Annotated in this window: 26 protein-coding genes; 13 read left to right on the top strand and 13 right to left on the bottom strand. The window is 64.8% G+C overall.

Going from position 1 to position 22,359, the window contains the following annotated elements; translation table 11 throughout:
* Nucleotides 1-42: 42 nt before the first annotated feature.
* From XH84_RS36270 to XH84_RS36280, 3 genes are all read right to left on the bottom strand, one after another.
* Nucleotides 43-678 carry an MBL fold metallo-hydrolase gene (locus tag XH84_RS36270; RefSeq protein WP_164936223.1) on the bottom strand — a complete coding sequence of 212 codons (636 nt, stop codon included), beginning with the start codon at nt 676-678 and terminating at the stop codon, nt 43-45.
* Nucleotides 679-743: 65 nt separating this feature from the next.
* Nucleotides 744-1,097 carry a hypothetical protein gene (locus tag XH84_RS36275; protein ID WP_128919190.1) on the bottom strand — a complete coding sequence of 118 codons (354 nt, stop codon included), beginning with the start codon at nt 1,095-1,097 and terminating at the stop codon, nt 744-746.
* A gap of 64 nt (nt 1,098-1,161) precedes the next feature.
* Nucleotides 1,162-1,962 carry an IclR family transcriptional regulator gene (locus XH84_RS36280; protein WP_245471988.1) on the bottom strand — a complete coding sequence of 267 codons (801 nt, stop codon included), beginning with the start codon at nt 1,960-1,962 and terminating at the stop codon, nt 1,162-1,164.
* A 148-nt stretch (nt 1,963-2,110) separates the two neighbouring features.
* Here XH84_RS36280 and XH84_RS36285 point away from each other — a divergent pair, with 148 nt between their 5' ends.
* From XH84_RS36285 to XH84_RS36295, 3 genes are read left to right on the top strand one after another with little or no spacing between them, the layout of a single operon-like run.
* Nucleotides 2,111-2,902, top strand: a complete 792-nt coding sequence (locus tag XH84_RS36285) for an enoyl-CoA hydratase/isomerase family protein (RefSeq protein WP_128919191.1) — start codon at nt 2,111-2,113, stop codon at nt 2,900-2,902.
* A 3-nt stretch (nt 2,903-2,905) separates the two neighbouring features.
* A complete protein-coding gene (locus XH84_RS36290) occupies nt 2,906-4,993 on the top strand; it encodes an acetate--CoA ligase family protein (RefSeq protein WP_128919192.1) in 2,088 nt (695 codons plus the stop codon).
* A gap of 22 nt (nt 4,994-5,015) precedes the next feature.
* Nucleotides 5,016-6,041, top strand: coding sequence for a tripartite tricarboxylate transporter substrate binding protein (locus XH84_RS36295; RefSeq protein ID WP_128919193.1), 1,026 nt, complete (start codon nt 5,016-5,018; stop codon nt 6,039-6,041).
* A 15-nt stretch (nt 6,042-6,056) separates the two neighbouring features.
* Here the strand turns inward: XH84_RS36295 and XH84_RS36300 are convergent, their stop codons facing one another.
* Entirely contained in the window at nt 6,057-6,320 is a 264-nt protein-coding gene (locus tag XH84_RS36300; RefSeq protein ID WP_128919194.1) for a hypothetical protein, read from the bottom strand.
* Between the two features lie 386 nt (nt 6,321-6,706).
* Between XH84_RS36300 and XH84_RS36305 the strand changes: the two genes are divergently transcribed.
* Both XH84_RS36305 and XH84_RS36310 read left to right on the top strand, forming a co-directional pair.
* The gene (locus XH84_RS36305; RefSeq protein WP_128919195.1) at nt 6,707-7,372 is read left to right on the top strand and encodes a class I SAM-dependent methyltransferase; all 666 of its coding nucleotides are present in this window, start codon (nt 6,707-6,709) and stop codon (nt 7,370-7,372) included.
* Nucleotides 7,373-7,387: 15 nt separating this feature from the next.
* Nucleotides 7,388-8,431 carry a zinc-binding dehydrogenase gene (locus XH84_RS36310; RefSeq protein ID WP_128919196.1) on the top strand — a complete coding sequence of 348 codons (1,044 nt, stop codon included), beginning with the start codon at nt 7,388-7,390 and terminating at the stop codon, nt 8,429-8,431.
* On the opposite strand, the gene XH84_RS36315 is transcribed toward XH84_RS36310, so the two are convergent.
* Complete coding sequence (locus XH84_RS36315; RefSeq protein ID WP_128919197.1) at nt 8,424-9,656, bottom strand: MFS transporter; 1,233 nt, start codon at nt 9,654-9,656, stop codon at nt 8,424-8,426. The two genes, XH84_RS36310 and XH84_RS36315, sit on opposite strands and share 8 nt — an antisense overlap.
* A 142-nt stretch (nt 9,657-9,798) precedes the next feature.
* Between XH84_RS36315 and XH84_RS41535 the strand changes: the two genes are divergently transcribed.
* From XH84_RS41535 to XH84_RS36335, 4 genes are all read left to right on the top strand, one after another.
* Nucleotides 9,799-10,449: a LysR family transcriptional regulator gene (locus tag XH84_RS41535; protein ID WP_128919198.1), complete on the top strand. Its 651-nt coding sequence runs from the start codon at nt 9,799-9,801 to the stop codon at nt 10,447-10,449.
* Nucleotides 10,450-10,526: 77 nt separating this feature from the next.
* On the top strand, nt 10,527-12,719 hold the full coding sequence (locus tag XH84_RS36325; RefSeq protein WP_128919199.1) for a GumC family protein: 2,193 nt from the start codon (nt 10,527-10,529) through the stop codon (nt 12,717-12,719).
* Nucleotides 12,716-13,855: a glycoside hydrolase family 5 protein gene (locus tag XH84_RS36330; RefSeq protein ID WP_128919200.1), complete on the top strand. Its 1,140-nt coding sequence runs from the start codon at nt 12,716-12,718 to the stop codon at nt 13,853-13,855. The genes XH84_RS36325 and XH84_RS36330 overlap by 4 nt, the downstream gene beginning before the upstream one ends.
* Before the next feature lie 82 nt (nt 13,856-13,937).
* Entirely contained in the window at nt 13,938-15,497 is a 1,560-nt protein-coding gene (locus XH84_RS36335) for a hypothetical protein (protein WP_128919201.1), read from the top strand.
* Nucleotides 15,498-15,529: 32 nt separating this feature from the next.
* Here the strand turns inward: XH84_RS36335 and XH84_RS41540 are convergent, their stop codons facing one another.
* A complete protein-coding gene (locus XH84_RS41540; protein ID WP_283811990.1) occupies nt 15,530-15,661 on the bottom strand; it encodes a hypothetical protein in 132 nt (43 codons plus the stop codon).
* On the opposite strand from XH84_RS41540, the gene XH84_RS36340 reads away from it, so the two are divergent.
* Together XH84_RS36340 and XH84_RS36345 are read left to right on the top strand one after the other, a co-directional pair.
* Nucleotides 15,660-15,830 (top strand): hypothetical protein, encoded by a 171-nt coding sequence (locus XH84_RS36340; protein WP_430642019.1) that lies wholly within the window; start codon nt 15,660-15,662, stop codon nt 15,828-15,830. The two genes, XH84_RS41540 and XH84_RS36340, sit on opposite strands and share 2 nt — an antisense overlap.
* A 10-nt stretch (nt 15,831-15,840) precedes the next feature.
* Nucleotides 15,841-16,299 (top strand): hypothetical protein, encoded by a 459-nt coding sequence (locus XH84_RS36345; RefSeq protein ID WP_128919202.1) that lies wholly within the window; start codon nt 15,841-15,843, stop codon nt 16,297-16,299.
* A 51-nt stretch (nt 16,300-16,350) separates the two neighbouring features.
* Here XH84_RS36345 and XH84_RS36350 read toward each other — a convergent pair whose 3' ends face one another.
* From XH84_RS36350 to XH84_RS36370, 5 genes are all read right to left on the bottom strand, one after another.
* Nucleotides 16,351-16,779, bottom strand: a complete 429-nt coding sequence (locus XH84_RS36350; protein WP_128919203.1) for a hypothetical protein — start codon at nt 16,777-16,779, stop codon at nt 16,351-16,353.
* 22 nt (nt 16,780-16,801) lie between these two features.
* Entirely contained in the window at nt 16,802-17,155 is a 354-nt protein-coding gene (locus tag XH84_RS36355) for a hypothetical protein (RefSeq protein WP_128919204.1), read from the bottom strand.
* A gap of 59 nt (nt 17,156-17,214) precedes the next feature.
* Nucleotides 17,215-17,718, bottom strand: a complete 504-nt coding sequence (locus XH84_RS36360; RefSeq protein ID WP_128919205.1) for a hypothetical protein — start codon at nt 17,716-17,718, stop codon at nt 17,215-17,217.
* Nucleotides 17,719-17,951: 233 nt separating this feature from the next.
* Nucleotides 17,952-18,353 (bottom strand): hypothetical protein, encoded by a 402-nt coding sequence (locus XH84_RS36365; RefSeq protein WP_128919206.1) that lies wholly within the window; start codon nt 18,351-18,353, stop codon nt 17,952-17,954.
* Between the two features lie 72 nt (nt 18,354-18,425).
* Nucleotides 18,426-18,770, bottom strand: coding sequence for a DUF1236 domain-containing protein (locus XH84_RS36370; protein ID WP_128919207.1), 345 nt, complete (start codon nt 18,768-18,770; stop codon nt 18,426-18,428).
* A 716-nt stretch (nt 18,771-19,486) separates the two neighbouring features.
* Here XH84_RS36370 and XH84_RS36375 point away from each other — a divergent pair.
* A complete protein-coding gene (locus tag XH84_RS36375) occupies nt 19,487-20,806 on the top strand; it encodes an aminotransferase class V-fold PLP-dependent enzyme (protein ID WP_128919208.1) in 1,320 nt (439 codons plus the stop codon).
* A gap of 34 nt (nt 20,807-20,840) precedes the next feature.
* Here the strand turns inward: XH84_RS36375 and XH84_RS36380 are convergent, their stop codons facing one another.
* Nucleotides 20,841-21,239 carry a VOC family protein gene (locus tag XH84_RS36380; protein WP_128919209.1) on the bottom strand — a complete coding sequence of 133 codons (399 nt, stop codon included), beginning with the start codon at nt 21,237-21,239 and terminating at the stop codon, nt 20,841-20,843.
* 341 nt (nt 21,240-21,580) lie between these two features.
* Here XH84_RS36380 and XH84_RS40465 point away from each other — a divergent pair, with 341 nt between their 5' ends.
* Nucleotides 21,581-21,919 (top strand): hypothetical protein, encoded by a 339-nt coding sequence (locus XH84_RS40465; protein WP_206734127.1) that lies wholly within the window; start codon nt 21,581-21,583, stop codon nt 21,917-21,919.
* 6 nt (nt 21,920-21,925) lie between these two features.
* Here the strand turns inward: XH84_RS40465 and XH84_RS36390 are convergent, their stop codons facing one another.
* A complete protein-coding gene (locus tag XH84_RS36390) occupies nt 21,926-22,309 on the bottom strand; it encodes a DUF2846 domain-containing protein (protein WP_245471989.1) in 384 nt (127 codons plus the stop codon).
* Nucleotides 22,310-22,359: the final 50 nt, after the last annotated feature.

A 22,359-nucleotide genomic window follows, 5' to 3' on the forward strand; every position in this document is an offset into this window, starting at 1 on the left:
GGTCAAGGCCACGAGCCGACGAAGCCGGTCGCGCAGCGCGAGCTAATCCGGGTACTTGCGAAGCTCAGCTTGCCATCTTGTTGCGACCACGCGGTCACCGATCGTGAAGCGCATGAGGTCCTCTCCGGCCTCCAGCGGCCCTTGATAAGTGCCTTGTGTCCTGGACAAGAGCTCGCGCAATTCCGTTCCGAGCAGAACGATGTGCGAATAAGCGGCGAGCTTTGGCTTGACGCGCGAAAAAACCGTGCCGGCCTCCTCGGGCGAAGTGTGATGCGCCGCGACCGGCTTGAGCTGCGGCAATTTTGCCAATTGCTCCGACATCGCAAAAACTTCGTGGATCAAGAGATCCGTTCCCGCCGCATGCCTGATCAGGTTTTCGTTGAACTTGGTGTCGCCTGAAATCCTCACAGATCGTGCACCATAGTCGATCCGATAACCCACCGATGGCTTGATCGGGTCACCATGGTCGACCGCAAACGCGGTGACCTTGACGCCGGCTTCGTCGAACACCACGCCGTCTCCGTGAAAGTCGTGGACCTCGATCTGGGTGGCAGCCGCAGGGATCTGCTCATCCGCCTGACGGATGCGCATGTCGTCAGAGAACGCCTCGGCAAGGCCTCTGGCAATTTTCGCGACGCCGCGAAGCGCGGGATGAGGCATCCTTCGTCTGACATCCATCGAAGGCCTCTCGTTTGGCGCCACCACAAAGCATCGCGCCCGGTCGTCGGCATGCCAGCACAAAGCTAGGGAGCGCGGGTCAGCTCCAAGCCGTCGACGACCATCTTCCATGTCCCCGCCTCCTGGTGAGGCGGCGTGGACACCTCGAATGTCGTGGACAGGAACGGAATTCCGACGACGAAATTATCGCCTTCGAACCGCCGCAGCGGCGCATTGATCGTTGTCGTGACCTCGCCGATCGCGGTGCCGTCCGTGACGCGCTTGTAGTGCACGATCCCGTCCTTGGTCAGCTCGACGTCCATCGCCCGCGCGTGCCATTCGCCGACAAAGGCGGCCTTGTCCTCCGGCACCCGCTGTCCGCATCCCGACAGCAGCGGCAGGGCCGCAACGAGAACCACCAAAGACGTTTGCTTTCTCATGTTTCGCTCGACAGCAGCAGGTGCCACGAAGATGCGGTAGCGCCCCCCTTCGTCGGTCATCGCGTCATTCGGGTTCACGGCCCGCCAGCACCTCCTTGCACTTGGCCGCAAAGGCGTTGAGGTACGCGCCCATCTCGCTCGCCAGCGCATCGGAGCGGTCGACATTCTGCAGGCTCATGTTGAGTGCGTAGACCGGAAGCCCATCCAGCACGATCGGCGTTGCGACGGCGAGAACGGCGGGCTGCCAGGACACGGCACAATAGCCCTCGCGCTCGACGGAGCTGATCGATCTCCTGACGTCCGCAAGCAGCGCCTTGGTGGCTGCTGCGCTGCGCCGCCTAAACTGCTTCAGCAATCGCTCGCGCTCGGTCTCTGCAATGCCGGCGAGGTAGGCGCGGCCCAGCGACGTCAATTCCATCGGCACCTGCTGGCCGGCGACCACGTTGCGCAGCGCCGCGCGCGGGCTGTAGCGGATCGATTCCAGATAAACCATCATGGTTCGATCCGCGGTAGCTAACCCGACGTTGAGCCGGCGCTTGGCCGATTCGGCCCGCATCGTCGGTCCGATGGCGTTGAGCACGGGTGATCCCGTCCGCATCGCGTGACCGATGCTGATGACGGACGCGGCAAGGCGGTAGGCCCGCTGGTGACGGACTTCGTCGAGCATCCCGGAACTGACCAGCGTTCGTGTCAGACGGCTGACCGTCGATCGCGGCAAGCCGCATCGCTCCGCGATCTCGCCGTTGCCGAGCGTGTCGACGCCGGGCCGGAAGGCTCTGAGGATCTCGATGCCCCGTTCGAGCGAGCGGTTGCCGTCAACTCCGCCCGCATATCTGCGCGCCTGCGCCACGTCCAGCCTCCCCACGACATTTCCACTCAGTGGAATTAAGGGGATGTTGCGGAGGGTGCAAGGCGCTATAGCCACGGCAAAGAAGAATGCTTGGCCGCGCACGGCTCGACGAGGAAGCGACACGGCCTGAAATCGGCATTCGAGAGCCCGCACGGAGCCTGCCATGTCCTATCAGCTCATCGAATTTTCCGTCGAGGCCGGTGTCGCGACGATCGCCTTCAACCGACCGGAACGGCGCAACGCCATGAGCGACGAGATGCGCGTCGAATTCGCCGGCGCGCTCGACACCGTGGCTCGCGACGAGGCGATCAAGGCCCTGGTGCTGACCGGGCGCGGCACCGCCTTCTGTGCCGGCGGTGACATCAGCGGCATGAAACGCCGGCTCGCGGCGCCGCAGGGCGAGGTCGCATTCAACGGATGGAGCCGCCAGCAGGGCGTGCACCACGTGCAGTCGTTGCTGCTGGGGCTGCCGAAGCCGACGATTGCCGCCGTCAACGGCGCCGCGGCGGGCCTTGGTGCGGATACCGCGCTGGCCTGCGACTTCGTCATGGCAACGGAACGCTCAAAATTCACCTGGTCCTACATCAAGCGAGGCTTGATACCTGATGGCGGCGGGCTGTATTTGCTGCCGCGCCGGGTTGGGCTTGCGAAGGCCAAGGAGCTGATCTTCAGCGGCCGCGTCGTCGAGGCCGACGAAGCGCTCGGGCTCGGCATCGTCGATCGCAAGGTGGCCGCGACCGAGCTGCTGCCGGCCGCGCAGGCCTGGGCAGCCGAACTGGCTCAGGGATCACCCACGGCTCTCGCGCTGAGCAAGAAGATCCTCAATGAAGCCTTCGAGCATTCCGCGCACGACATTTTCAATCTCGGCAGCCAGGCGCAGGCCATCTGCTACACCAGCGCGGAGCATCGCGACGCGGTGACGGCGTTCCTTGCGCAATCCTCGTCGAAGGAATGAGCGATGAACGCGATTGAACGCCTGGTCCGGCCGCGCAGCATCGCCGTCATCGGCGCTTCCGCGGACCCGAGCAAGACGTCGGGGCGGCCGGTGTCTTATCTCCAGAAGCATGGCTTTGCGGGTGCGATCTATCCGGTTAACCCGAAGGTCGGGGAGATCGGCGACTTTAAGTGCTACGCCGACATCGCCTCGCTGCCTGAGGTACCTGACGTCGGCCTTGTCCTGCTCGGCGCCGAGCGCGCGCACATCGCGGTCCGCGAATTGTCCGAGCGGGGGGCTGCCGCGGCGATCGTTCTTGCCAGCGGCTTCACCGAGACCGGAGCAGAAGGTGCCGCGCGCCAGCGGCAGCTCATGGAAGCCGCGGGCTCGATGCGGATCCTCGGGCCGAACACGATCGGCCTCGTCAATCTCACGGACAATATCGTGCTGTCGGCGTCGGGCGCGCTGGCGATGGATCACTTCGCGGCGGGGGCCACGGGGCTGATCTCGCAAAGTGGGGGCATTCTCGGCGCCGTGCTGTCGCGCGCCGCGGCGCGCGGGGTCGGGCTCTCGAAGCTGGTGTCGACCAGCAACGAAGCCGACCTCGAGCTCTCCGACTTCATCGACTTCCTCGCCGAAGACGATGCGACCAAAGTCATTGCACTCTACATCGAGGCGATCCGCAATCCGCTTCGCTTTCGCGAGGCGGTCATCAGGGCGCGCCGCGCCGGCAAACCCATCGTCGCCTTCAAGATCGGTCGATCGGAGGCGGGTGCACAGGCGGCCGTCTCGCACACCGGCGCGCTGGCCGGTTCGGACCGCATGTATGACGCCTTGTTCAGGCAACTCGGCGTGATCCGCGCCAGGACGTTCGAAGACCTGCTCGACATTCCCGCAGCCCTTGGCGCGGGACGAAAACTTTCCGGCCGGCGTGTTGCGATCCTCACCTCGACCGGCGGCGCCGGCACGATCGTATCGGACAGTCTCGGCGTCGCGGGCTTTGCAACCCCCGCTCCCGACACTGAGACAGCCGCGCAATTGCGCAGCCTCCAGTCGGGGTCGCATGCCAATCTCGATCGCAACCCGGTCGACGTGACCCTGGCCGGCCTGCAGCCGGATTTGCTGCGCGCCGCCATTCGCGTCCTGCTGGCAAGTCCCTCCTACGATGCGCTGGTGGTCATTGCCGGCTCGTCAGCCGTGGGATCGCCGGCCCTGATGGCCGACGCCATCCACGACTGCCTGCCGCTCAGCGACAAGCCGGTCATTGCCTATGTCAGTCCCTACGCGCCCGAGGTGGTCTCCGTGCTCACAAGGCGCGGCGTGCCCGCTTACACGTCCGCCGAGAGCTGCACGGCTGCGCTCGACGGGCTGTTGCGGGCTGGACTGCCGGAGCAGGTCCAGACATCCGGCTCGCCCCTGACTGCGGTCGATGTCAGCGACGTCCCGGCGGGATCGCTGGATGAGGCACAGGCCAAGACGCTGTTCGCCCGCTTTGGCATTCCTGTCGCTGCGGAGAAGGTGGTCGCAACGGCGAGCGAGGCCGAACAGGCGGCGCGCGGCCTCGGTGGCCGGGTCGTGCTCAAGATCCTCTCGCGCGAGATTACGCATAAGAGCGATGTCGGCGGCGTCGCCGTCAACCAGACCGCCGAGACGATCGGCGGCCGCCTGACGGCGATGGCGGATGAGGTCGAGGCCAGGACCGGGAAGCGACCCGGCCAATTCCTGGTGCAGGAGATGATTTCAGGCGGTGTCGAAATCATTCTCGGAATGCATCGCGATCCCCTGGGAACGGCGATCCTTCTCGGCATGGGCGGCGTTGCGGCCGAACTGTTCAAGGACACGACGATGCGCCTGCTGCCGCCGAATGGCGGCCTCAGCCTGGCAGAGGCCCGCGCGATGGCGCGCGATCTCGTCACCTGGCCGCTGCTGGACGGTTTTCGGGGCCGGCCGAAATGCGATGTCGAAGCGCTCGCAGAAGCGGTCGTCGCTTTCTCGCGCATGGTTGCGCAGCTCGGCGATCGTCTCGCGGAGGCCGAGATCAACCCGGTCTTCGTGCTGCCGGCGGGCAAGGGCGTGAAGGCAGCAGACGGATTGGTTGTTCTCAATGTCTGAACAGAATGGGATGGAGCTCCAGATGGCCAGTGGCGAAATCATCGATCACGACGGCGCTCGCGGAAAGGGCTTCGCCCTGCGACGATGGCTCGATCTCGGCATCCTCGCCTGTGCGGTCGTCGCGGCGCTCGGAGTGACGCCGGCGCGCGCCGAATATCCCGAAAAAATCGTCAAGATCGTGGTGCCGTTCGCAGCCGGCGGCGGGACCGACATCATCGCGCGAACGACGGCACAGGAAATCCAGGCGGACCTCGGCAAGTCCGTCATCATCGAGAACAAGCCGGGCGCCGGGACCATCATCGGAACCCAGACGGTGGCGACCAGCGAGCCCGACGGCTATTCGCTGCTGATGGCGACCTTCGCGCACGCGGTCAACCCGAGCCTGTACAACAAGCTGCCGTTCGATCCGCACAAGGATTTTGCGGCGGTCTCGCTGATCGCGCGATCTTTCAACATCGTCGTCGTCAATCCCGCATCCAAGATCAACTCGATCTCCGATTTGATCACTGAAGCCAAGGCCAATCCCGGCAAGCTGAATTTCGGCACGTTCGGCACCGGCACCTCGGCTCATCTCGCGGGCGAGTTGTTCAATGCGATGGCGAAGGTCAAGATGACGGCGGTGCCCTACAAGGGCGCGGCGCCTGCGATCAGCGATCTCTTGGGCGGACAGATCGACGTGATGTTCACCACCGTGGCGAGCGCGGCCTCGCTGGTGGCTGCAGGTCAGCTCCGGGCGCTGGCCGTCACATCGGCCGAGCGTTCGGCGGCGTTTCCGCAGTTGCCGACCGTTGCCGAAGCCGGGGTTCCCGGCTACGCCGCCGAGTCCTGGTACGGATTGTACGCTCCGGCCAGGACCCCTGCTCCAGTGATCGCCCGTCTGAATCAGGCGATCGCAAAGGCGGTGCAGTCCGGTGCTTTCAAGAAATTGGAGGCGAACGAAGGCCTCATCATGGTCGGCAGCTCACCGGAAGAGCTCGATCGCTATGTTGGGCAGGAGGAGGAGCGCTGGCGCAAGCTGGTCAAGGACGCGAATATCGAGGTGCAATAGAACGCTGGCCGCGCTCTATCTGTCCTCGCTGTCCCGACGCCGGAAGGGATCGGCGACATCATCGTGACCGCTGCGGCTGCTGAAGAACATCAGCGCCATCAGCCCGCAGCCGATGAGCAGGGAGAAGAAAGCTCCGAGGCCAAGCGCGATCCAGCCGTGCTTGCCCATTTCGACGCCGCTGCTGGATTCCCAGACTGAAAATCCCCACACGCCCGTGAGGATCAACATGGCTCCGAGAGCAACCAACAGGACGATCTGGCCGACACTGATGTTCTTCATGGCTGTCTCCATTGTCGTGCCCGACGAGAGTCAATGACGAAGGGCGACGAGGCGTTCCGGTGACGATGCCGCCCTCTGAGCCGCTCTCGTGAGTTAGCCTGCCGGAACACGCTTGGCGAGGCCTGAAGGGAACTGAGAGGCCGATCGGAGCCGCTCCGACGGGCGCCAGGATCGATATCCCGCGTCGCATTGTCGTTCCATGCGTCTCCGTGTCACTGCCGGCGACAGACCGAGGCCGGGTTGTTGACGGCGCGGTCGCCGGATTTCCCCCATCATTGATCTGAAGCAATGATGATCTCGACCGCAGATGATAAAGCGATTCGCAAGTCGCGACTCAGGGCTCCCGGTCAAGACGATCTCAGCGCGCGTTGGAAACCGAGGGTTAAATGGGACGACTCCTGAATATCGTGACGCCACTGCATACGGCGACCAAGCGCGACTACATGGCCCGCATGAACGACGACAAGATCGGCTGCTCGCTGAAGGCGCGGGAATACGAGGCCGATTATTGGGATGGCGACCGCCGCTTCGGCTATGGCGGTTACCGCTTCATCGAGGGGCGCTGGGCGCCAGTCGCCAAGGCGCTGATCGAGACCTATGGCCTGAAGGACGGCTCCAGCGTGCTCGACGTCGGCTGCGGCAAGGGCTTTCTGCTGTACGAGATGCAGAAGATCCTGCCGGGCTTGAAGGTCGTCGGCTTCGATATCTCCAAGCACGGTCTTGCCAATTCGCACGAGCAGGTGAGGCCGTATCTGTTCAACTATCGCGCCCAGGACATCTATCCCTATGGCGACGACAGCTTCGACCTCGTCATCTCGCTCGGCACCCTACACAATCTGCGACTGTACGAGCTCGAGGCGGCGCTCAAGGAGATCGAGCGGGTCGGCAAGAACAAATACGTCATGGTCGAGGGTTACCGGACCGTCGCCGAATTGCACAATCTCGAATGCTGGGCGCTGACGGCGGAATCCATCCTGCACACCTCGGAATGGATCTGGCTGTACGGCAAGCTCGGTTACACCGGCGATTACGAATTCATCTATTTCGAGTGATCGGGCGCGCTCCTCATGGACATCAAGACTGCCAAGGCGGCCATTCTCGTCGAGTCGGGCAAGCCGCTGATCGTCGACGAGTTCAATTTGCCGGATAGGCTCGAACACGGCCAGGTGCTCGCGCACGTGCACACGTCGAGCATCTGCGGCGCGCAGATCAACGAGATCGACGCCGTCAAAGGCGTCGACAAGTTCCTGCCGCACCTGTTGGGGCATGAGGCGCTGGCGACGATCGTCGAAACCGGACCCGGCGTCGTCTCCTGCAAGCAGGGCGACACCGTCGTCATGCATTGGCGGCCGGGCAAGGGCATCCAGTCCAACACGCCGGTCTATTCCTGGCGCGGCAAGCGCCTCAATGCCGGCTGGGTCACCACCTTCAACGAATATGCCGTGGTGTCGGAGAATCGCGTCACGCCGGTTCCGGCCTCGATCGATCGCACCAGCGCGCCGCTGCTCGGCTGCGCCGTGACGACCGCGCTCGGCGTCGTCAACAACGACGCGCAAATCGCCATCGGCGAGGCCGTCGTCGTGTTCGGCGTCGGCGGCGTCGGATTGAACATCGTGCAATTTGCCGCGATGGTCGGCGCCTATCCCGTCATTGCGATCGACCGCCTCGACAACAAGCTCGAAATGGCGAGGCAGTTCGGCGCCACCCACACCATCAACTCCGAAGCGGTCAAGGATGTGGCCGCCGAGGTTCGGTCCATCACCGGTGCCGACGGACCCGACAAGGTCGTCGAGACCACCGGCGTCAAGAATTTGATCGAGCTTGCCTACGAGATCACCGCGAAGAAGGGCCGCTGCATCCTCGTCGGCGTTCCCCGCGAGAAGGCCGAGATCTACACGCTGCCGCTCCACTTCGAGAAGGTGCTGAAGGGCTCGGAAGGCGGGCAATGCCAGCCGGCGCGCGACATCCCGCGTCTCGTCCGCCTGAGCGACGCCGGCAAGGTGAGCTACCGCGGCATCGTGACCCACCAGTTCGCCCTCGACGACGTCAACGACGCGTTGGACCTGATGCGCAGCGGCACCTCAGGACGAATCCTGCTGAACATCAGCTGAGCGCGACACAGGCACCGACGACATGTCGGCGCTGGCGCTGCAGCAGCCAGGCCGCGATCGCCATGTTGACGATGTTCCAGGCAATGCCGTTGACCAGCGCCGAGGCGTAGGAGCCGGTCCAGTCGTAGATCGCGCCGGCCATCCAGCCGCCCATCGCCATGCCCGCGAGCGTGACCGAGATGGCGAGGCTGACGCGAAAGCCGGCTTCCTGTGCCGGAAACAGCTCGCGGACGATCACGGCATAGCTCGGCACGATGCCGCCCTGCGCCAGGCCGAACACAGCGGACACGACGTAAAGTGAGACCAGCCCATTGAACGGCAGATAGAGCGCGAGCGCCACGGCCTGCATCGCCGAGCCCAGCAGCAGCGTCGGCAGGCCTCCGATGCGGTTCAACACCCAGCCGAAGATCAGGCGGCTCGCCACCCCGAAGCCGAGCATGACCGCCAGCATCTCGGCGCCGCGCGCAGAGCCGTAGCCGAGGTCGCCGCAATAGGCGACCAGATGGACCTGCGGCATCGCCATGGTGACGCAGCAACAGATGCCGGCCAAGGCCAGCAGGCCCTGGGTGACGGAAGGGGGCAGGCCGATAGCCTGCATCGTGTCGCCGCTCTTCGTCGCTTCGCGCGCAGCCGCGTCGGCGACCGGCCGCCGCAGCAGAACCAGAGAGAGCGGTAGCATTGTTACCAAGCAGAACAGTCCGATGCCGATATGGGCCTGCCGCCAGCCGTGCGCGGCGATGGCATGCTGAACGACAGGTGGCCAGATCACGCCGGCGAGAGAGCTGCCGGCCGTTGCCAGGGCAATGGCAAGGCCGCGGTGCCTGTCGAACCACAAGGAGACGTCGGCCACCAGGGGCGCGAAGCTCGCTGCGCCGCCGAGGCCGATCGTGACGCCTGAGATCATCGCGAACATTGGCAGGCTCGGCGCAAAGGCGGTGAGGACATAGCCGAGGCTCATCAGGATCGTGCCGCCGGCCAGCGGCGGCAGGATGCCGAAGCGATCCGCCAGGCGGCCGACCATGATGCCGCCGACCATGAAGCCGACGATGGCGAATGTGTAGGGCAGGGCCGCCGCGGCGCGGGGCGCATTGAAATCGGCTTGCACCGCCGGCAACGCCACGACCAGCGACCACATGCCGACACAGCCCAGCGTGCTGAGGGCGATGGAGACGGCGAGGCGAATCCACGAATACGAATTTTCGATCGACGGTTTTTTAGGCGGCACTGCGGCGGGTTTCCTCGGGCTGCGCAAAGGTCGGCCCCGGGGTATCGCCCGCCGTCACCGGCGACAAAGCAGGATTTCTCTTTTGTCGCGCGAGCAAAACTCATGCATCCTGCCGGTCCCCCCGCATCGCCCGGAGCCGGCCATGACGTATCTGCTGCCGCCACTCAATGCCCTGCGTGCCTTCGAGGCGGCGGCCCGCCATCTCAGCTTCAAGCAGGCCGCCCATGAGCTGCATGTCACCGCCGGCGCAGTCAGCCAGCAGGTCCGCCTGCTGGAGGAGCGGCTCGGTGTGCAGCTGTTCGAGCGGCGGACGCGGCAGGTCATTCTGACCTCGGCCGGCGAAACCTATCTGGCGCAGGTCCGAAAGGCGTTTCGCTGCCTTGCCGAGGCCACTGCCGAGCTCAAGCCTGAGGGCGTCACAAGTCTGCTGCATATCGGGCTGCACGCAAGCTTTGCCGTCGACGGCTTGCGGGCGCGTCTGGCGCAATTCCGCCGCGCCCAGCCACAGCTCGCCATTCGCATCAGCCAACCGGCGGGGCTGCACGAGCTGCTCGAAGGCAAGGTCGATGTCGTAATCTCGGACCGGGTGCAGCGTTACCCGGGCTACAAATGCGAGCCTCTGGAGCGCGGCTTCCTGATCGCTCCGCTCGGTACCGCCGATTGCCCGGAGATCGAAGCCCTGCGGTCCTGCCTGCTTGGCGATGTCGAGCCCGCGCGTCCGGCCACACCCAGGGCGGCCCTGGTCGCGGGCACGGCCAAGCCGCGCGCCATGACGGCTTCGCGCCGGCCGTAACCGCGGGTTAACCATGGCTATTTACGGTGTCGAAAGCCTCTGAATTGTGACTGTCAGTTGATTTCGAGTTCAACCCCATGGCGTTCGGTAGCCGCGCATCTCCGCGAAGCATCGCCCCGACGGAGCCTGCGGCTTCGTGGGAAGCGCCGCGGGCTGCGAGCACGCGGCCCGACGGCGCCGGCCCCGGGCTGATCAGGGGATCGCTGACCGTCTCCGGAGCACTCTCTTTCCTGCGCGAGAACGGCCGGCGCATTCTGACGTTGGCGCTGGCACTGTTCGCCTTGGGCGTCATCGTCCTGATGGTTCTGCCGGTCCGGTATGCCGCGACGGCCCTGGTCGTGCTCGACCCCCGGGAGCTGCGCATCACCACGGAGCAGGACGTCTTGCCGGGCATCGGCCAGGATGCCGCGGCGCTGCAGAGCCAGATCGAGATCGCCAAATCGGACGGCTTTCTCCGCCCCCTGATCGAGCAGCTCAAGATCGCTGATGACGATGACATCTCGGGCGGTCAGACCGACATGACGCGCCTGCTCGAAAAATTCCGCAGCCGCCTCGAGATCACGCGCCGCGGGCTCACTTACGTCATTGCGATTTCCTTCACCTCGAACCGCCCCGAACGGGCCGCCTCCTACGCCAACGCCATCGCCGAGGCGTTCGTCGCCAGCCAGGGCCGCGCCCGCACCGCGGCGACGGACGAGGCCGCCGACTGGCTCAAGGACCGGCTGAAGACGTTGAACGAGCGGCTGCGCGCCTCGGAAGATGCCGTTGCCGCCTTCCGGCTCGAGCACAAGATCCTCAATGCCGGCAAGGATTCCACCACCCAGCAATTGCGGGTGACCGATCTCAATCAGCAGGTCTCCGCCGCGCGTCTTCGCACCGAGGAAGCCAAGGCGCGCTACGAGCAGGTGCAACGCGATCTCAAGGCCAACGTCGAAGGGCCGGTGAAGCAGGACCTGTTGAGCATGCTGCGGGCGCAGCGCTCGGCCCTGAATGACCAGATCGCGCAGAAGAAGGCGGTGTACGGCGACCGCCATCCCGACCTCGCTATCTCCTACAGCCAATTGGCTGACATCAACCGGCAGATCGAGGTCGAGCGGAAGAAGAACATCGATACCGCCAAGTCCGAATATGAAGCCCAGCTGGAGCAGCAGAACGCGCTGGAAAAGCAGCTCAAGGCGGTCGAGACGCAGATGCTGGTCGACGGGCAGGCGCTGGTGAAGCTGCAGGAGCTGCAGCGCGATGCCGATGCCAACCGGAACATCTACGAGCAGTTCCTGTCGAGGTTCAAGACCACCAACGAGCAGCGTCAGCTGCAGGCGTCGCAGACCAAGATCGCGTCACCCGCCATTCCGCCGCTGCGCTCGACGCGTCCGCCGCTCGCGCTGCTGCTGGCGGCGCTGGCGATCGGCTCGCTGCTGACGTCGACCGCCGTCGTTGCGGCGATGGCGAGCCTATCCGACCAGTCTGCGCCCACCGAAGCTCCCGTACATGTCGCGGTGGGGAACACACAAGGCCGGCATGACCGGTCCCAAGTCCAGCCGCAAGTCCAGCCGCAAGTTCAGCCTCACGTCCAACCTCCGGCCGCCGCCGTAAGCCGGCCCGAGGCGATGCCGCGGCTTCCTGTCTGGGCCCGCATCCCCGATCTGGCGTCGGGGACCGCGACCAACACCGTCTGGCAAAGACCGATTGCGACCTCGGCCGAGCTCGATCTCGGCGTCTATCTGCGGCCGCTGCTCGAGCGGATCGATCGCGTACCGGTGCGCGGTTGCAAGGTCGCTCTCGTGTTGTCGGTCGGCAAGAGCGCCGGCGGCAACACCGTTGCGCGCGCGATGAATCGCGCCGCCGTGAACCGCGGCATGATGAGCGTCTTGATCCGGCTGCAGGGGGAATTCGCAGGTCACCAGCCTCCGGTGACCGAATGGAATGACGGCTCGACCACCGCGGGACTTCAGTCGATCGACGAGCTGCTGAGCGCCGGCCGCAAGGCCGATGCGCGACCTGAGGACGATATCCGTTCCGAGTTCGATCTGATCATCGTTCATGCCGGCAATCTCGCCCTGCAGCCCGATGCCATCGCGCTGGCGGTGCATGCGGATCTGATCGTGCTGGTGGCGCGCGCCGGCGAGCTCGGCTCGGCGGCGATGCGCCGGGTAACCGCGGCGCTGTCGCGCTACGAGACCGTGCCGACGGGGCTCGTCGTCAATCATGCGCCCGCGGGCGCGCAGGCGCCGCAGCCCGAGGGCGCATTGGGGCTTGCGGTTTCACGATGACTGGCTCGCGCCGTCGTCTGCTGGCCGCGGCGATGCTCGTGTCGATCTCGTGCGGTCCCCCGGTCCTTGCCGACGCTTGCGTACCCGTCCCGCACACCGTCGCGCCGGCAAGGCTTGCCGCACTGTCTCGCGGCTTCAATGCCGACGGCTGGATCAACGGCGAGGTGCCGAGCCGCGAATTGCTGCAGCAATTGGGCAGGGCGGGAATGAGCCATGTCCGCTTGCCGGTGCCGGCCGAGCGCGTGATGCCTCGTTTCGCATCGAAGACCGAGCGCGACGCGACGCTGGGTGTGCTCGACAAGGCGCTGAAGCAGCTCACCGCGCTCGGTTATTCGACCTCCGTCGATCTTCATCCCCGCGAACGCTTCAACCGCCTGCACAAGGAGGATCCGGACGCGGCGCTGCAGGAAATGCAGGAGGCCTGGAGCGGCCTTGCGGATGTCATTCGATCTTATCCAGCGAATCGCGTCTTCGCCGAGCTGCTCAACGAGCCGGATATCGACGCCGACAAATGGCAGACGGAGGTCGAGGCGCTCGCCGCTTTCGTACGCAAATTGCTTCCCGCCACCACTCTCATCGTCGGTCCGGTCAATTGGCAGCGCGCGGACTCGCTGCCGCGGTTTCGTCCGCTGCAGGACCCGGACGTCGTCTACGCCATCCACTTCTATGATCCAATGGTGTTCACCCATCAGGCCCATTGGGATGCTCAGGATCCGCTGCACGACATCATCGATCTGCCTTATCCGATCGACGCCGGCGATCCCAAGGTTCGGGCGATGCGCCAGGATTTGCAGGCGAGGGGCGCGACCAAGGCGCTCGGCCTGCTCGACGTCGCGATCGCCGCCGCCAGGGACAAGCCGACGGCCGATCGCTGGCTCGCGCCCGCGCTGCAATGGCAGCAGCAATTCGCGCGGCCGATCATCGTCAACGAATTCGGCGTGTTGAAAGCCGGCGCGCCCCGGGAAAGCCGGTTGCGCTGGCTGGCCGAAGTCACCGCTTATGCCAGGGAGCATTGTTGGGGCTGGGCGCATTGGGAATTGGCGCAGGGCTTTGGCCTCGTCGACCGCAGCACCGGCAGGCCCGATCCCGACGTGATGCGGGCGCTGCTCGGCCCGACCCGGCCCGGCCGGCACTGACCGCGGGCGTTCCGCTATCGTTAACGAATCCTTACACATCGCCCCGCTATCGTGCCTGAAGCGCGATGCCAAAGGACGATTGATGAGCGCCGCCGACTTACCGCAGGTTCAGGCCGTGCCGGCCGGGCCATGGCCGCCGGCCTGGCGCGAGCTCGCCGCGACATTCTGCATCGCCATCGCAACGATCGGTTTCGCGCCGGTCCTGCATCTGGCGAATCCGGCACTCGCGATTGCGGTCGAGGTCCTAGTCGGCATCGCCATCGTCGTGGCGGTCCCGACCTATGCGCCGGCGATCGCGATCTTCGTTCTGTTCTTCCAGAATCTGTTCGTCTCGATCCTGTCGCCGCTGGTGCCGCTGCCGTCCGATCTCGACTTCATCAAGGGCTATAATTTTCTCGTCTGTTCCGTCATGTGGCTGGCGACGTTCGGCCTTTACGTGCTGGGCCAGAGGAATCAGTCGACTGAAGTGAACCGGATCATGCGCTGGGGTGTCGTCACCCTCGCCGTGGTGTCGGTGTATTTCGCGATCGGCTTCATCCAGGACGGGCAGCCGGCGGCCGTCTATCTGCGCAACATCGTGCTGCCGCTGTTCCTGTTCCAGCTGTCGCTGCTGACGGCGGCGACCTACGAGGTGCGGATCACGCCGTTCCTGGTGACGCTCGCGGTCATCCTCATCCTGTGCGGGTACGTCGAGCTCGTCTTCCGCGATGTTTGGCTTGCCATCACCAACAGCTATACGTTCTGGGGTTTCGACGAGCTCAAGGCGACGCATTCGGGTGTCTGGGAAGCCCAGATGAGGGCCACCGGTAACGTGCCCGTCGACCTCAAGGACCGCTTCAGCTTCGACTTTCTGAACACACCCTTGCTCGAAGGGTTCGGCCTGTCGAAGCTGCTGCGCATCAACGGTCCGAACATGCACCCGATCAGCTTCGCTTACGGGATCGGTTTCCTCGCCCTGTTCCTGTTCTCGGTGGGACGCCCGTTGCTGGCCCTCGCAGCGTTGCCGCTGCTGGTTCTTTGCAGCGTGAAGGGCGCGATCATCGTGGTGATCTTCGTGGTCGCGGCCTGGATCGCGACCGGGCTGCTCGGCGCCGTAGTGACGTTGTTGCTCGGCTTCCTCGGCATGATCGCCTTTGCGGTTGTGGCGATCCGCCTCGGACTGCAGATCGGCGACTATCACGTCATTGGGCTGATGGGCGGTCTGGACGGATTCGTGCAGAGACCTTTCGGCCGGGGCCTTGGCATCGGTGGCAACTTGTCGGAGAGCTATTTTTCCATCGACTGGAGCGCCGCGCAGGCGGCCGGAACGATCGATGGCGCGGTCGAGAGCGCGATCGGCGTTCTCTTGTACCAGATGGGCATTGCCGCCTTCGTGCCGCTGGCCTTCTATTTCGCGACGGCTCTCAAGGCCTGGCGTCTCTACGCCTCGTCGGGCTATCTGACGCAGGGTCTCGCCGGCTTCGGCGTCATGGTCGTGCTGCTCAACGGATTGTTTCAGGAAGAGGCGCTGTTCGCGCCGCTCGCGCTGGGGCTCATGCTCTCGCTCACCGGCCTCGTCATCGGCAGCCATGTGAGAATGCAGACCGTCGCGCGCGAGGACGAGGAACGCGAGCCGCTCGCGCACTACCAGCCCGTGACGTAGCGCGGCGGCCCGCCGGCCGGCCTGCTCGATGCCTAGTTAGGCGCACGTCGATCCAGGAACTTCCACTTTTTCCTGGCGTTGATCGACGGCCCGCACCAGGGGCCGACGCACACGATGAAGAATTTTTCCAACGCTGAATTTTCGCCCGAGGCGATCGAGATCATGACGACCGCCCTGAAAGCTGCCGTTGCCACACTACCGGAGCCCGTGCACGCTTCGCACGTCAACGCGCTCGCGGAATCCATTCTGCGCACGGCAGGTGCGGGCGAGCGCAACGTCGCGAATTTGCAGCGGATCGCCCTGATGGAGCTGCAACTGGCGCCGCGCAAATGATGAGGCCGACATGAAGACGATAGCTGCTGCCGTCATTGCGCTGTCTGTCACGCTCTCCGGCGCGAAAGCAGATAGCTGGACGACCTATCGGATTGCCGAGACAGGAACCTCGGTCGACGTTCCCGTCTCAGTCTTCACGGAGATAGCCGGCAAGCCCGACGGCTACGGCCAGCAATTTCGCACCTCCGACGGCTGGGCCGATCTCACCGTCCAGGCTGTTTCCAACCGGCAGCATCTTTCGCCGGCTCAATTCCTGGCCAGGAAGGATCCGCCGCCCGGAATCATCTATAAACGGATCGCGCCGAATTTCTTCGTGGTCTCCAGCATCAAGCGCGACAAGATCTGGTACGACCGCTGCAATTTTTCGCGAGGTTACGTGCACTGCGTGCTGATCAACTATCCCGCGGCCGAGAAGCGGCAATGGGACCATCTCGTCACCCGGATCAGCCACAGCCTGAGCGCCGACTGAATCGGATCCAAAAAAGAGCTGCCCGGGCAAGCCGGGCAGCAGGTCGTGAGGTCAGCGCGAGGTCGTCGATGTGGTCGACATGGTCGGCTTCGAGCCCGGCACGTGCGACATCGTCTTGGTGGTCGAACCGACCTCTTCGCCGGCCTTGACCTGGGTGCGCGTATGCGAGCGGCTGAACGTGCCGCCCTCATGGGCTTGCGCGCGGGCGTTGGAATTCAACACCGGCCCGTTGCCCTTGTTCATGCTGACGCCGGTCTGGGTCTTGCCGTTCACGGCAGCGGCGCTGCCACCGGTCGCGATCGACGAGCCGGTGCTGCCCGTCGCCGAGGTGGACGTGCCACCGGTGCCGACCGTCGAGGCCGACGTGCCGCCTACTGCGGCCGAGCCGGCGCTTCCGCCGGTGATACTTTTCTGTGCGAGAACAGGTGAGGTGGCAGCCAGCAGAACTGCGACCGCCGAGGTCGTAAGCAAGGTTTTCATGTTTCCATCCTCTCGATGAATCTTAGGGGGACGACGTCGAGATCGTGCAGCCGTTGACGGTGATGGTGCTGGCACGGGTGGTGCCAGGACCGCCCGCTGTCGACGAGGAGCTCGAGACACTGCCGCCGCCCGCCTGCACATGCACTGACGATCCGCCGGCCGAGCTCGAGCTCGACAGCGAACCGCTCGACGCCGTCGATCCAGTCGTGCCCGAACCCGACGCTCCGGCCGCGCTGATGCTGCCGTCCGCGTGCTTCTCGACGGTGACCTTGCAGGTCTCACCCGACGCTGTCTTGCCGGTCTTTTCCATGGTTGCCGCCTGCGCCGCGCCGGCAATCAATGCCAACGCTGCGATCGCAACGATTGATCTGTTCATGCGAGTTCTCCACCGACAAAGGGGAAGGAGCGGCATTGCTGCCGCTCCTTCCCGAGGCATCAATCCTTGTCCTTCTTCCACTCGTCCTTGTGGTGACCCTTGCCCTTTTCCAGGCCCATGTCGCTGGCATGGCTGCCGGACTTGCCGTCGCCCATGCCGGGTGACTTCGACGCGCCCGACTGACCAACCGTCGAGCCGCTGCCTGCGGCCGATCCGCCGGTGCCGACGCTAGACGAGCTCTTGCCGCCGCCGGCCGATGAGCCACCAGTACCGAGCGTCGAGGCCGAGCCGCTGCCGGTGCCGCTACCGGCCGCCGAGCCGCCCGTGCCCACGGTCGAGCTGCTGGTGCCGCCGCCTGCCGACGAGCCGCCGGTGCCGAGCGTCGAGGCGGAGCCTGACCCGCTGCCGCCAGCGGAAGAGCCGCCGGTGCCAACCGTCGAGCTGCTGGTGCCACCGCCCGCCGACGAACCGCTGGTGCCAACCGTCGAGCTCGATTGCGCAACCGCGAGTGCCGTGCCGGCGAGCAGCGCGGCCGCAGCCGCAGAAAGCTTCAGAATCCGCATGTCGTTCTCCTCCAGGGTTTTCAAAAACCAAATTGCCAAATCGGGCCCGGGATAAATTGGCAATCGCGCAAACGTTCCTTGTGTCGGAAACGCTGACGCATTGATTGCTGCTCATGGCGAGTTCTGCGGCGGGAGAGGGCCGCGCACCGCATTCGTTCGTTCATTCAATGTTCATCTGGGCCGGACGCTTGCAGCAATGCACGCAGTGCGCCGCGGTAGAGGTCAAGCAAATCTCAGAATGCTCCGACCATCACCTGACGCTCGTAGAGCCGCCTTGAAGGGGCTGTACGCGCTGTTCGCTTCGAACGGAAGCTCTTTGCCGGAACGGCGCTCGGCTGAGATGGAGGTGTGATCCTGGTCTCTGGCTTGTGCGGCGCCATCGCAAACGCGCGGTTGGCCTGATCCTCTTGCCGCTCGGTAGCAAGCAGGGGCGAGGAGGCCGCGATCGCGATCTGAGTGGACGTGTCGAAGATGATATTTTCAGGCCAAGCGCGCGCGGAGTGGATGCGAATGATGCTGCGATCGACACCGGGGTCTGTAGAGATTTCGGCGAGCGGCGGCAGCGAGCGATCGAGTGCGAACAGCAGCGCCACAGCGAATGCGCCTGCAAACAGGAAGTATCGGATGATGGGCATCAGGTGGGACCGCGGCGGGAATAAGGTGCGATAACGCGGCGGGCCGCTCCTCCACGGCCCGCCGCGGCGGCGTTAGTCGACCTCCTGGACGACCATTCGGGTCTCGGGATCGACCAGCATCACGTGGCTGCCCGAATAGACGTAGCGGTACTTGGTAAGCGAAGGACCCCAGTCGCTCGGAACGGTCGCGAGTTCGACGTAGCGCGGCACTGGCGAGCCGACCACGATCTTCTCGCGCGTCTCGACAGGACGGATCTTGTGCTCGGTGACGTAGGACCGGATCTTGGTGCGATATTCCGGTTCGATTTGTATGGCAGCACCATGCCCGGCGCCGGTCGTTGTCGTGACGGTGGTCTGCGCCATCGCGCTGGTCGAGACCAGCAGGGCGGCGGCCGATATCAGCATGAATTTCTTCATCGCATTCTCCCTCGCCGCTGTATGCGGCGCTGCGATGAACTCGCCATCCACCTGCCCGTTCCGTTCGCGGCGGAACGTTTGTCCTTTTTTCCCGTTGCGTTCTCGGGAGCAGCTGATTGGAGGAGAGGAAAAATGCCCGTATTGATTCTGTGGGCCGTGCCCGCCATCCTGGTCGTCGGCGGCGGCATTTATCTCATTGGCCATATGCATTGAACGTGAAGGGCCCCGGTTTCTAAACGGAAGAAGCCGGGGCCCGCGCAATCCGCAGCTCAACGATAACCGCGCTCCGGGCAGCGCGGCGTCTTGTTGTCAATTGTGATGGCGCACCTGCCGCTCAGCTGGCAAGCTCACCTGTAATCTGCTTCACACGTAAACCTGGTCAATGACGCTAGATGAACCAGGGCCTCGCTCCCGCGCGGCTCTGTTCGGAGCGGGCGATGATGGCTGCACTGGCGAGGGTAATATCCCGTGTGACGCGAACCAGCAGGCGCGGGCCTGCTGCTCTCCCTCGTCGCCGCGATGATCTACCAGCAGGCCGCCAACGCTGCCTTGTGGTGACATCGTGAGAGTTGCGGCGCTTCGGCCGGCCCAACGCGCCGGCGAGCCGGTTACGCCATGAGCACGCGTGCACGGCCCGGCATCATCGAATTGTCACCGCTTTGTCATTCGCGCTCTATGGATCGCTGTTCCTTTCGCCGCGCGTCGTGGAGGCTGATATGCATTTGACTGAGACCCTTTCGTCTGACCGCCGGTCGATCCTGAAGGGCCTTGCGGCCGCAGCTGTGGCGCCGCTTGCGGCGCCGGTGATGGCGGCCGAGGGGCTTGTTGCGCCGCCGGCCGGTTCGGCCGTCGCAACCGCCACCGACAAGGCCTATTGGGCGGACGTGAAGCGGCTCTATGCCGTGACGGCCGATGTCGTCAATTTCGAGAACGGCTATTGGGGCATCATGGCCGAGCCGGTGAGGCGCGAGTTCATCCGCCAGTCCGACATGATCAACTATCAGAACACCTATTACGCGCGGCAGCGCGCGGGCGCGGATTTCGATTCCGTGCGCGCCAGGGTGGCGGACGCGGTCGGCGCGGCGATGGAGGAAATCGCGCTCACCCGCGGCGCGACCGAAGCGCTGCAGCTCCTCATCGGCGGCTACAACAGGCTGAAGCCCGGCGACGGCGTGCTCTATGCCGATCTCGACTATGATTCGATGCAGTATGCGATGAATGCGCTTCGCGCGCGCCGCGGCGTCGACGTGGTCAAGTTCGACGTGCCGGAGCCTGCCACCCGCCAGGCGGTGCTCGACGCCTATGCCCGCGCCATCGAGGCCAACCCGAAGACGAGACTTCTGCTGCTGACCCATGTCAGCCACCGCACCGGCCTCGTGATGCCGATCGCCGAGATCGCCCGCATGGCGAAGGCCAAAGGCATCGACACCATTGTCGACGCTGCGCATTCCTGGGGGCAGATCGACTTCCGGGTGAGTGAGCTCGAGACCGATTTCGTCGGCTTCAATCTGCACAAATGGATCGGCGCGCCACTCGGCCTGGGCTTCCTCTACATCAGGAAGGACCGCCTCGCCGCCATCGACCGCGACATGGGCGACGAGGATTTTGCGGAGAGCGACATCCGCTCGCGGGTTCATACCGGCACGGTCAATTTCGCCACGGTGCTGACGGTGCCGACGGCCCTGGCGCTGCATCAGCAGATCGGCGCCGCGGCAAAGCAGGCCCGCCTGCGCCATTTGCGCGACTATTGGGTGAGCCGCGCCCGCGGATTCAAGGACATCGAGATTCTGACGCCGGACGAGGCCGGCTCTTACGGCGCGATCACCTCATTTCGCCTCGCCTGCAAGACCAGCAAGGCCGACAATGAGGCCATCGTGGTGAAGCTCCGCGACGGCCACAAGATCATGACGGTGCGCCGGGCCGGCGTCGCCAAGGGCCAATGCATCCGTGTGACGCCGTCGCTCTTTACCGACGAGGCCGATCTCGATAGCCTCGTCGAGGCACTGGCCGTCATCACCGGGACGAAGACGGGATGAGGCTGCGCGAGGCGGGGGAGCGGCCGCTCCTGCGTCAATTGCGCTTGACTGATTGGATCAGGTCCCAGCGGTTGCCACAGAGATCCTCGAAAACCGCCACGACGCCATAGGCCTCATGCCGTGGCGCCTCGACGAAACGCACGCCCGCGGCGACCATGCGCGCATGATCGCGCTCGAAATCATCCGTTTCCAGGAACAGGAAGACGCGCCCGCCGGTCTGGTCGCCGATGCGCGCCGTTTGCGCCGGACCGTCCGCCCGCGCCAGGAGCAGGCCAGTGCCAGGTTGGCCCCGCGGCCGCACGACCACCCAGCGCTTGCCGCCACCGAGCGGCGTGTCCTCGCAAAGCTCGAAATTCAGCGCGCGCGTGAAGAAGGCAATCGCTTCATCGTAGTCCGCGACCACGAGGCTGACGAGGGACAGATGCTGGTTCATCGTGCGACCCGGCTGATGGCGGCAAGCTCGGCGTCAGGAAGACGAGGATAGCACGACCTGGGTCCAGTCGCGCTGAGGACTTGCACAGCTCGCCCCCGCCATGGGGCGCGCGCACCCCTCCACGGCGACGCCCCCGCTATTGCTGATAAGGCATCTACGTCACCGGGCAGCAGTCCGAAGCAGTCCCGCCCAGTCGGCGCTCGCGGCGGCGATGCTGCTGATCGATGCGAGCGTGAAGGCGGGCGAGGGGGCGGGTGGCAGATCAGGCTGCCGATAGACGTACCCGGAACTTGCTGCCGGTAGCCTCGGCATAGCGCAAGCTTGTCGAACGGGATTGTCACGTGACCTTCTTTCCATTTGGCACGATTGCCTATGACAAAACTAACCTTCTATTCGAGCGAGATTGTCATGTGATCTCATTGGCTCTCCGTAACGCCAGTTCAATCTCGGTGCGTGGGGTCTTTCGCGTCTTCTTTATGAACGCGCGCACAGTTGGCGAGAATCGTGCAGGCCAGCGCGACGACCGGAAGGATCGCATAGCGGCCGAGGCGCAAGATGATTTGCAGGACAAGGCGTTTCATCCGCGTTTCGACGGCGGAGCGCCTCAGATCACGCCTTGCCACATGAGCCGTTGCTCTGATGCAAGCTGGCGACGTCGGCACGGCCCTGGCTTTCCGTGACCTGAATCAACGTGATTGCACCGGCGTGATGATTCCCATCTGCGGCTGGGCGGAGAGGTAGATGGTGCTGCCGGCGCGCAGATCGAGGCTCACCTTCTCGCTGCCTTGCCCGAACAGATTGCTGCTCAGCGGAAGATTGTTGACCGCAACCTCGTGGCGGCCCGGAGCCAGGTCGCAAGCCACGAAACCCGCAGCCTGACTGCCTCCAACGACGCGTCCATCTACCGAATAGCTTGGCTGGACCGCGAAACCCAGGGCGGATGAGCGATAGACCACCAGCCGCGCGGTATTTGCCTTCACGTTATCCGTCAGAGCCGCGCTGCCCGTCGGCCCTGACGCGCACCCCGCCAGCAAGAAAGCCACGGCAAAGATCCCCGGATACAAGCGCATTCCAGCCCCCTGGTTCAGTCCAACAGTCCCCAGGGCATCTTTGGCGGGGT

The organism is Bradyrhizobium nanningense, from assembly GCF_004114535.1.
In the GTDB taxonomy this organism is placed as follows: Bacteria; Pseudomonadota; Alphaproteobacteria; order Rhizobiales; family Xanthobacteraceae; genus Bradyrhizobium; species Bradyrhizobium nanningense.

Bases quoted from the DNA above. Each gene is read 5' to 3' on its own strand.
- XH84_RS36310 (WP_128919196.1), top strand. From the start codon at position 7,388: ATGGACATCAAGACTGCCAAGGCGGCCATTCTCGTCGAGTCGGGCAAG.
- XH84_RS36355 (WP_128919204.1), bottom strand. From the start codon at position 17,155: ATGAACAGATCAATCGTTGCGATCGCAGCGTTGGCATTGATTGCCGGC.
- XH84_RS36375 (WP_128919208.1), top strand. From the start codon at position 19,487: ATGCATTTGACTGAGACCCTTTCGTCTGACCGCCGGTCGATCCTGAAG.
- XH84_RS36370 (WP_128919207.1), bottom strand. From the start codon at position 18,770: ATGAAGAAATTCATGCTGATATCGGCCGCCGCCCTGCTGGTCTCGACC.
- XH84_RS36390 (WP_245471989.1), bottom strand. From the start codon at position 22,309: ATGCGCTTGTATCCGGGGATCTTTGCCGTGGCTTTCTTGCTGGCGGGG.
- XH84_RS36360 (WP_128919205.1), bottom strand. From the start codon at position 17,718: ATGCGGATTCTGAAGCTTTCTGCGGCTGCGGCCGCGCTGCTCGCCGGC.
- XH84_RS36335 (WP_128919201.1), top strand. From the start codon at position 13,938: ATGAGCGCCGCCGACTTACCGCAGGTTCAGGCCGTGCCGGCCGGGCCA.
- XH84_RS36365 (WP_128919206.1), bottom strand. From the start codon at position 18,353: ATGCCCATCATCCGATACTTCCTGTTTGCAGGCGCATTCGCTGTGGCG.
- XH84_RS36295 (WP_128919193.1), top strand. From the start codon at position 5,016: ATGGCCAGTGGCGAAATCATCGATCACGACGGCGCTCGCGGAAAGGGC.
- XH84_RS36305 (WP_128919195.1), top strand. From the start codon at position 6,707: ATGGGACGACTCCTGAATATCGTGACGCCACTGCATACGGCGACCAAG.
- XH84_RS36350 (WP_128919203.1), bottom strand. From the start codon at position 16,779: ATGAAAACCTTGCTTACGACCTCGGCGGTCGCAGTTCTGCTGGCTGCC.
- XH84_RS36345 (WP_128919202.1), top strand. From the start codon at position 15,841: ATGAAGACGATAGCTGCTGCCGTCATTGCGCTGTCTGTCACGCTCTCC.
- XH84_RS41535 (WP_128919198.1), top strand. From the start codon at position 9,799: ATGACGTATCTGCTGCCGCCACTCAATGCCCTGCGTGCCTTCGAGGCG.
- XH84_RS36300 (WP_128919194.1), bottom strand. From the start codon at position 6,320: ATGAAGAACATCAGTGTCGGCCAGATCGTCCTGTTGGTTGCTCTCGGA.
- XH84_RS41540 (WP_283811990.1), bottom strand. From the start codon at position 15,661: ATGATCTCGATCGCCTCGGGCGAAAATTCAGCGTTGGAAAAATTCTTC.
- XH84_RS36270 (WP_164936223.1), bottom strand. From the start codon at position 678: ATGGATGTCAGACGAAGGATGCCTCATCCCGCGCTTCGCGGCGTCGCG.
- XH84_RS36340 (WP_430642019.1), top strand. From the start codon at position 15,660: ATGACGACCGCCCTGAAAGCTGCCGTTGCCACACTACCGGAGCCCGTG.
- XH84_RS36285 (WP_128919191.1), top strand. From the start codon at position 2,111: ATGTCCTATCAGCTCATCGAATTTTCCGTCGAGGCCGGTGTCGCGACG.
- XH84_RS36290 (WP_128919192.1), top strand. From the start codon at position 2,906: ATGAACGCGATTGAACGCCTGGTCCGGCCGCGCAGCATCGCCGTCATC.
- XH84_RS36325 (WP_128919199.1), top strand. From the start codon at position 10,527: ATGGCGTTCGGTAGCCGCGCATCTCCGCGAAGCATCGCCCCGACGGAG.
- XH84_RS36380 (WP_128919209.1), bottom strand. From the start codon at position 21,239: ATGAACCAGCATCTGTCCCTCGTCAGCCTCGTGGTCGCGGACTACGAT.
- XH84_RS36275 (WP_128919190.1), bottom strand. From the start codon at position 1,097: ATGAGAAAGCAAACGTCTTTGGTGGTTCTCGTTGCGGCCCTGCCGCTG.
- XH84_RS36330 (WP_128919200.1), top strand. From the start codon at position 12,716: ATGACTGGCTCGCGCCGTCGTCTGCTGGCCGCGGCGATGCTCGTGTCG.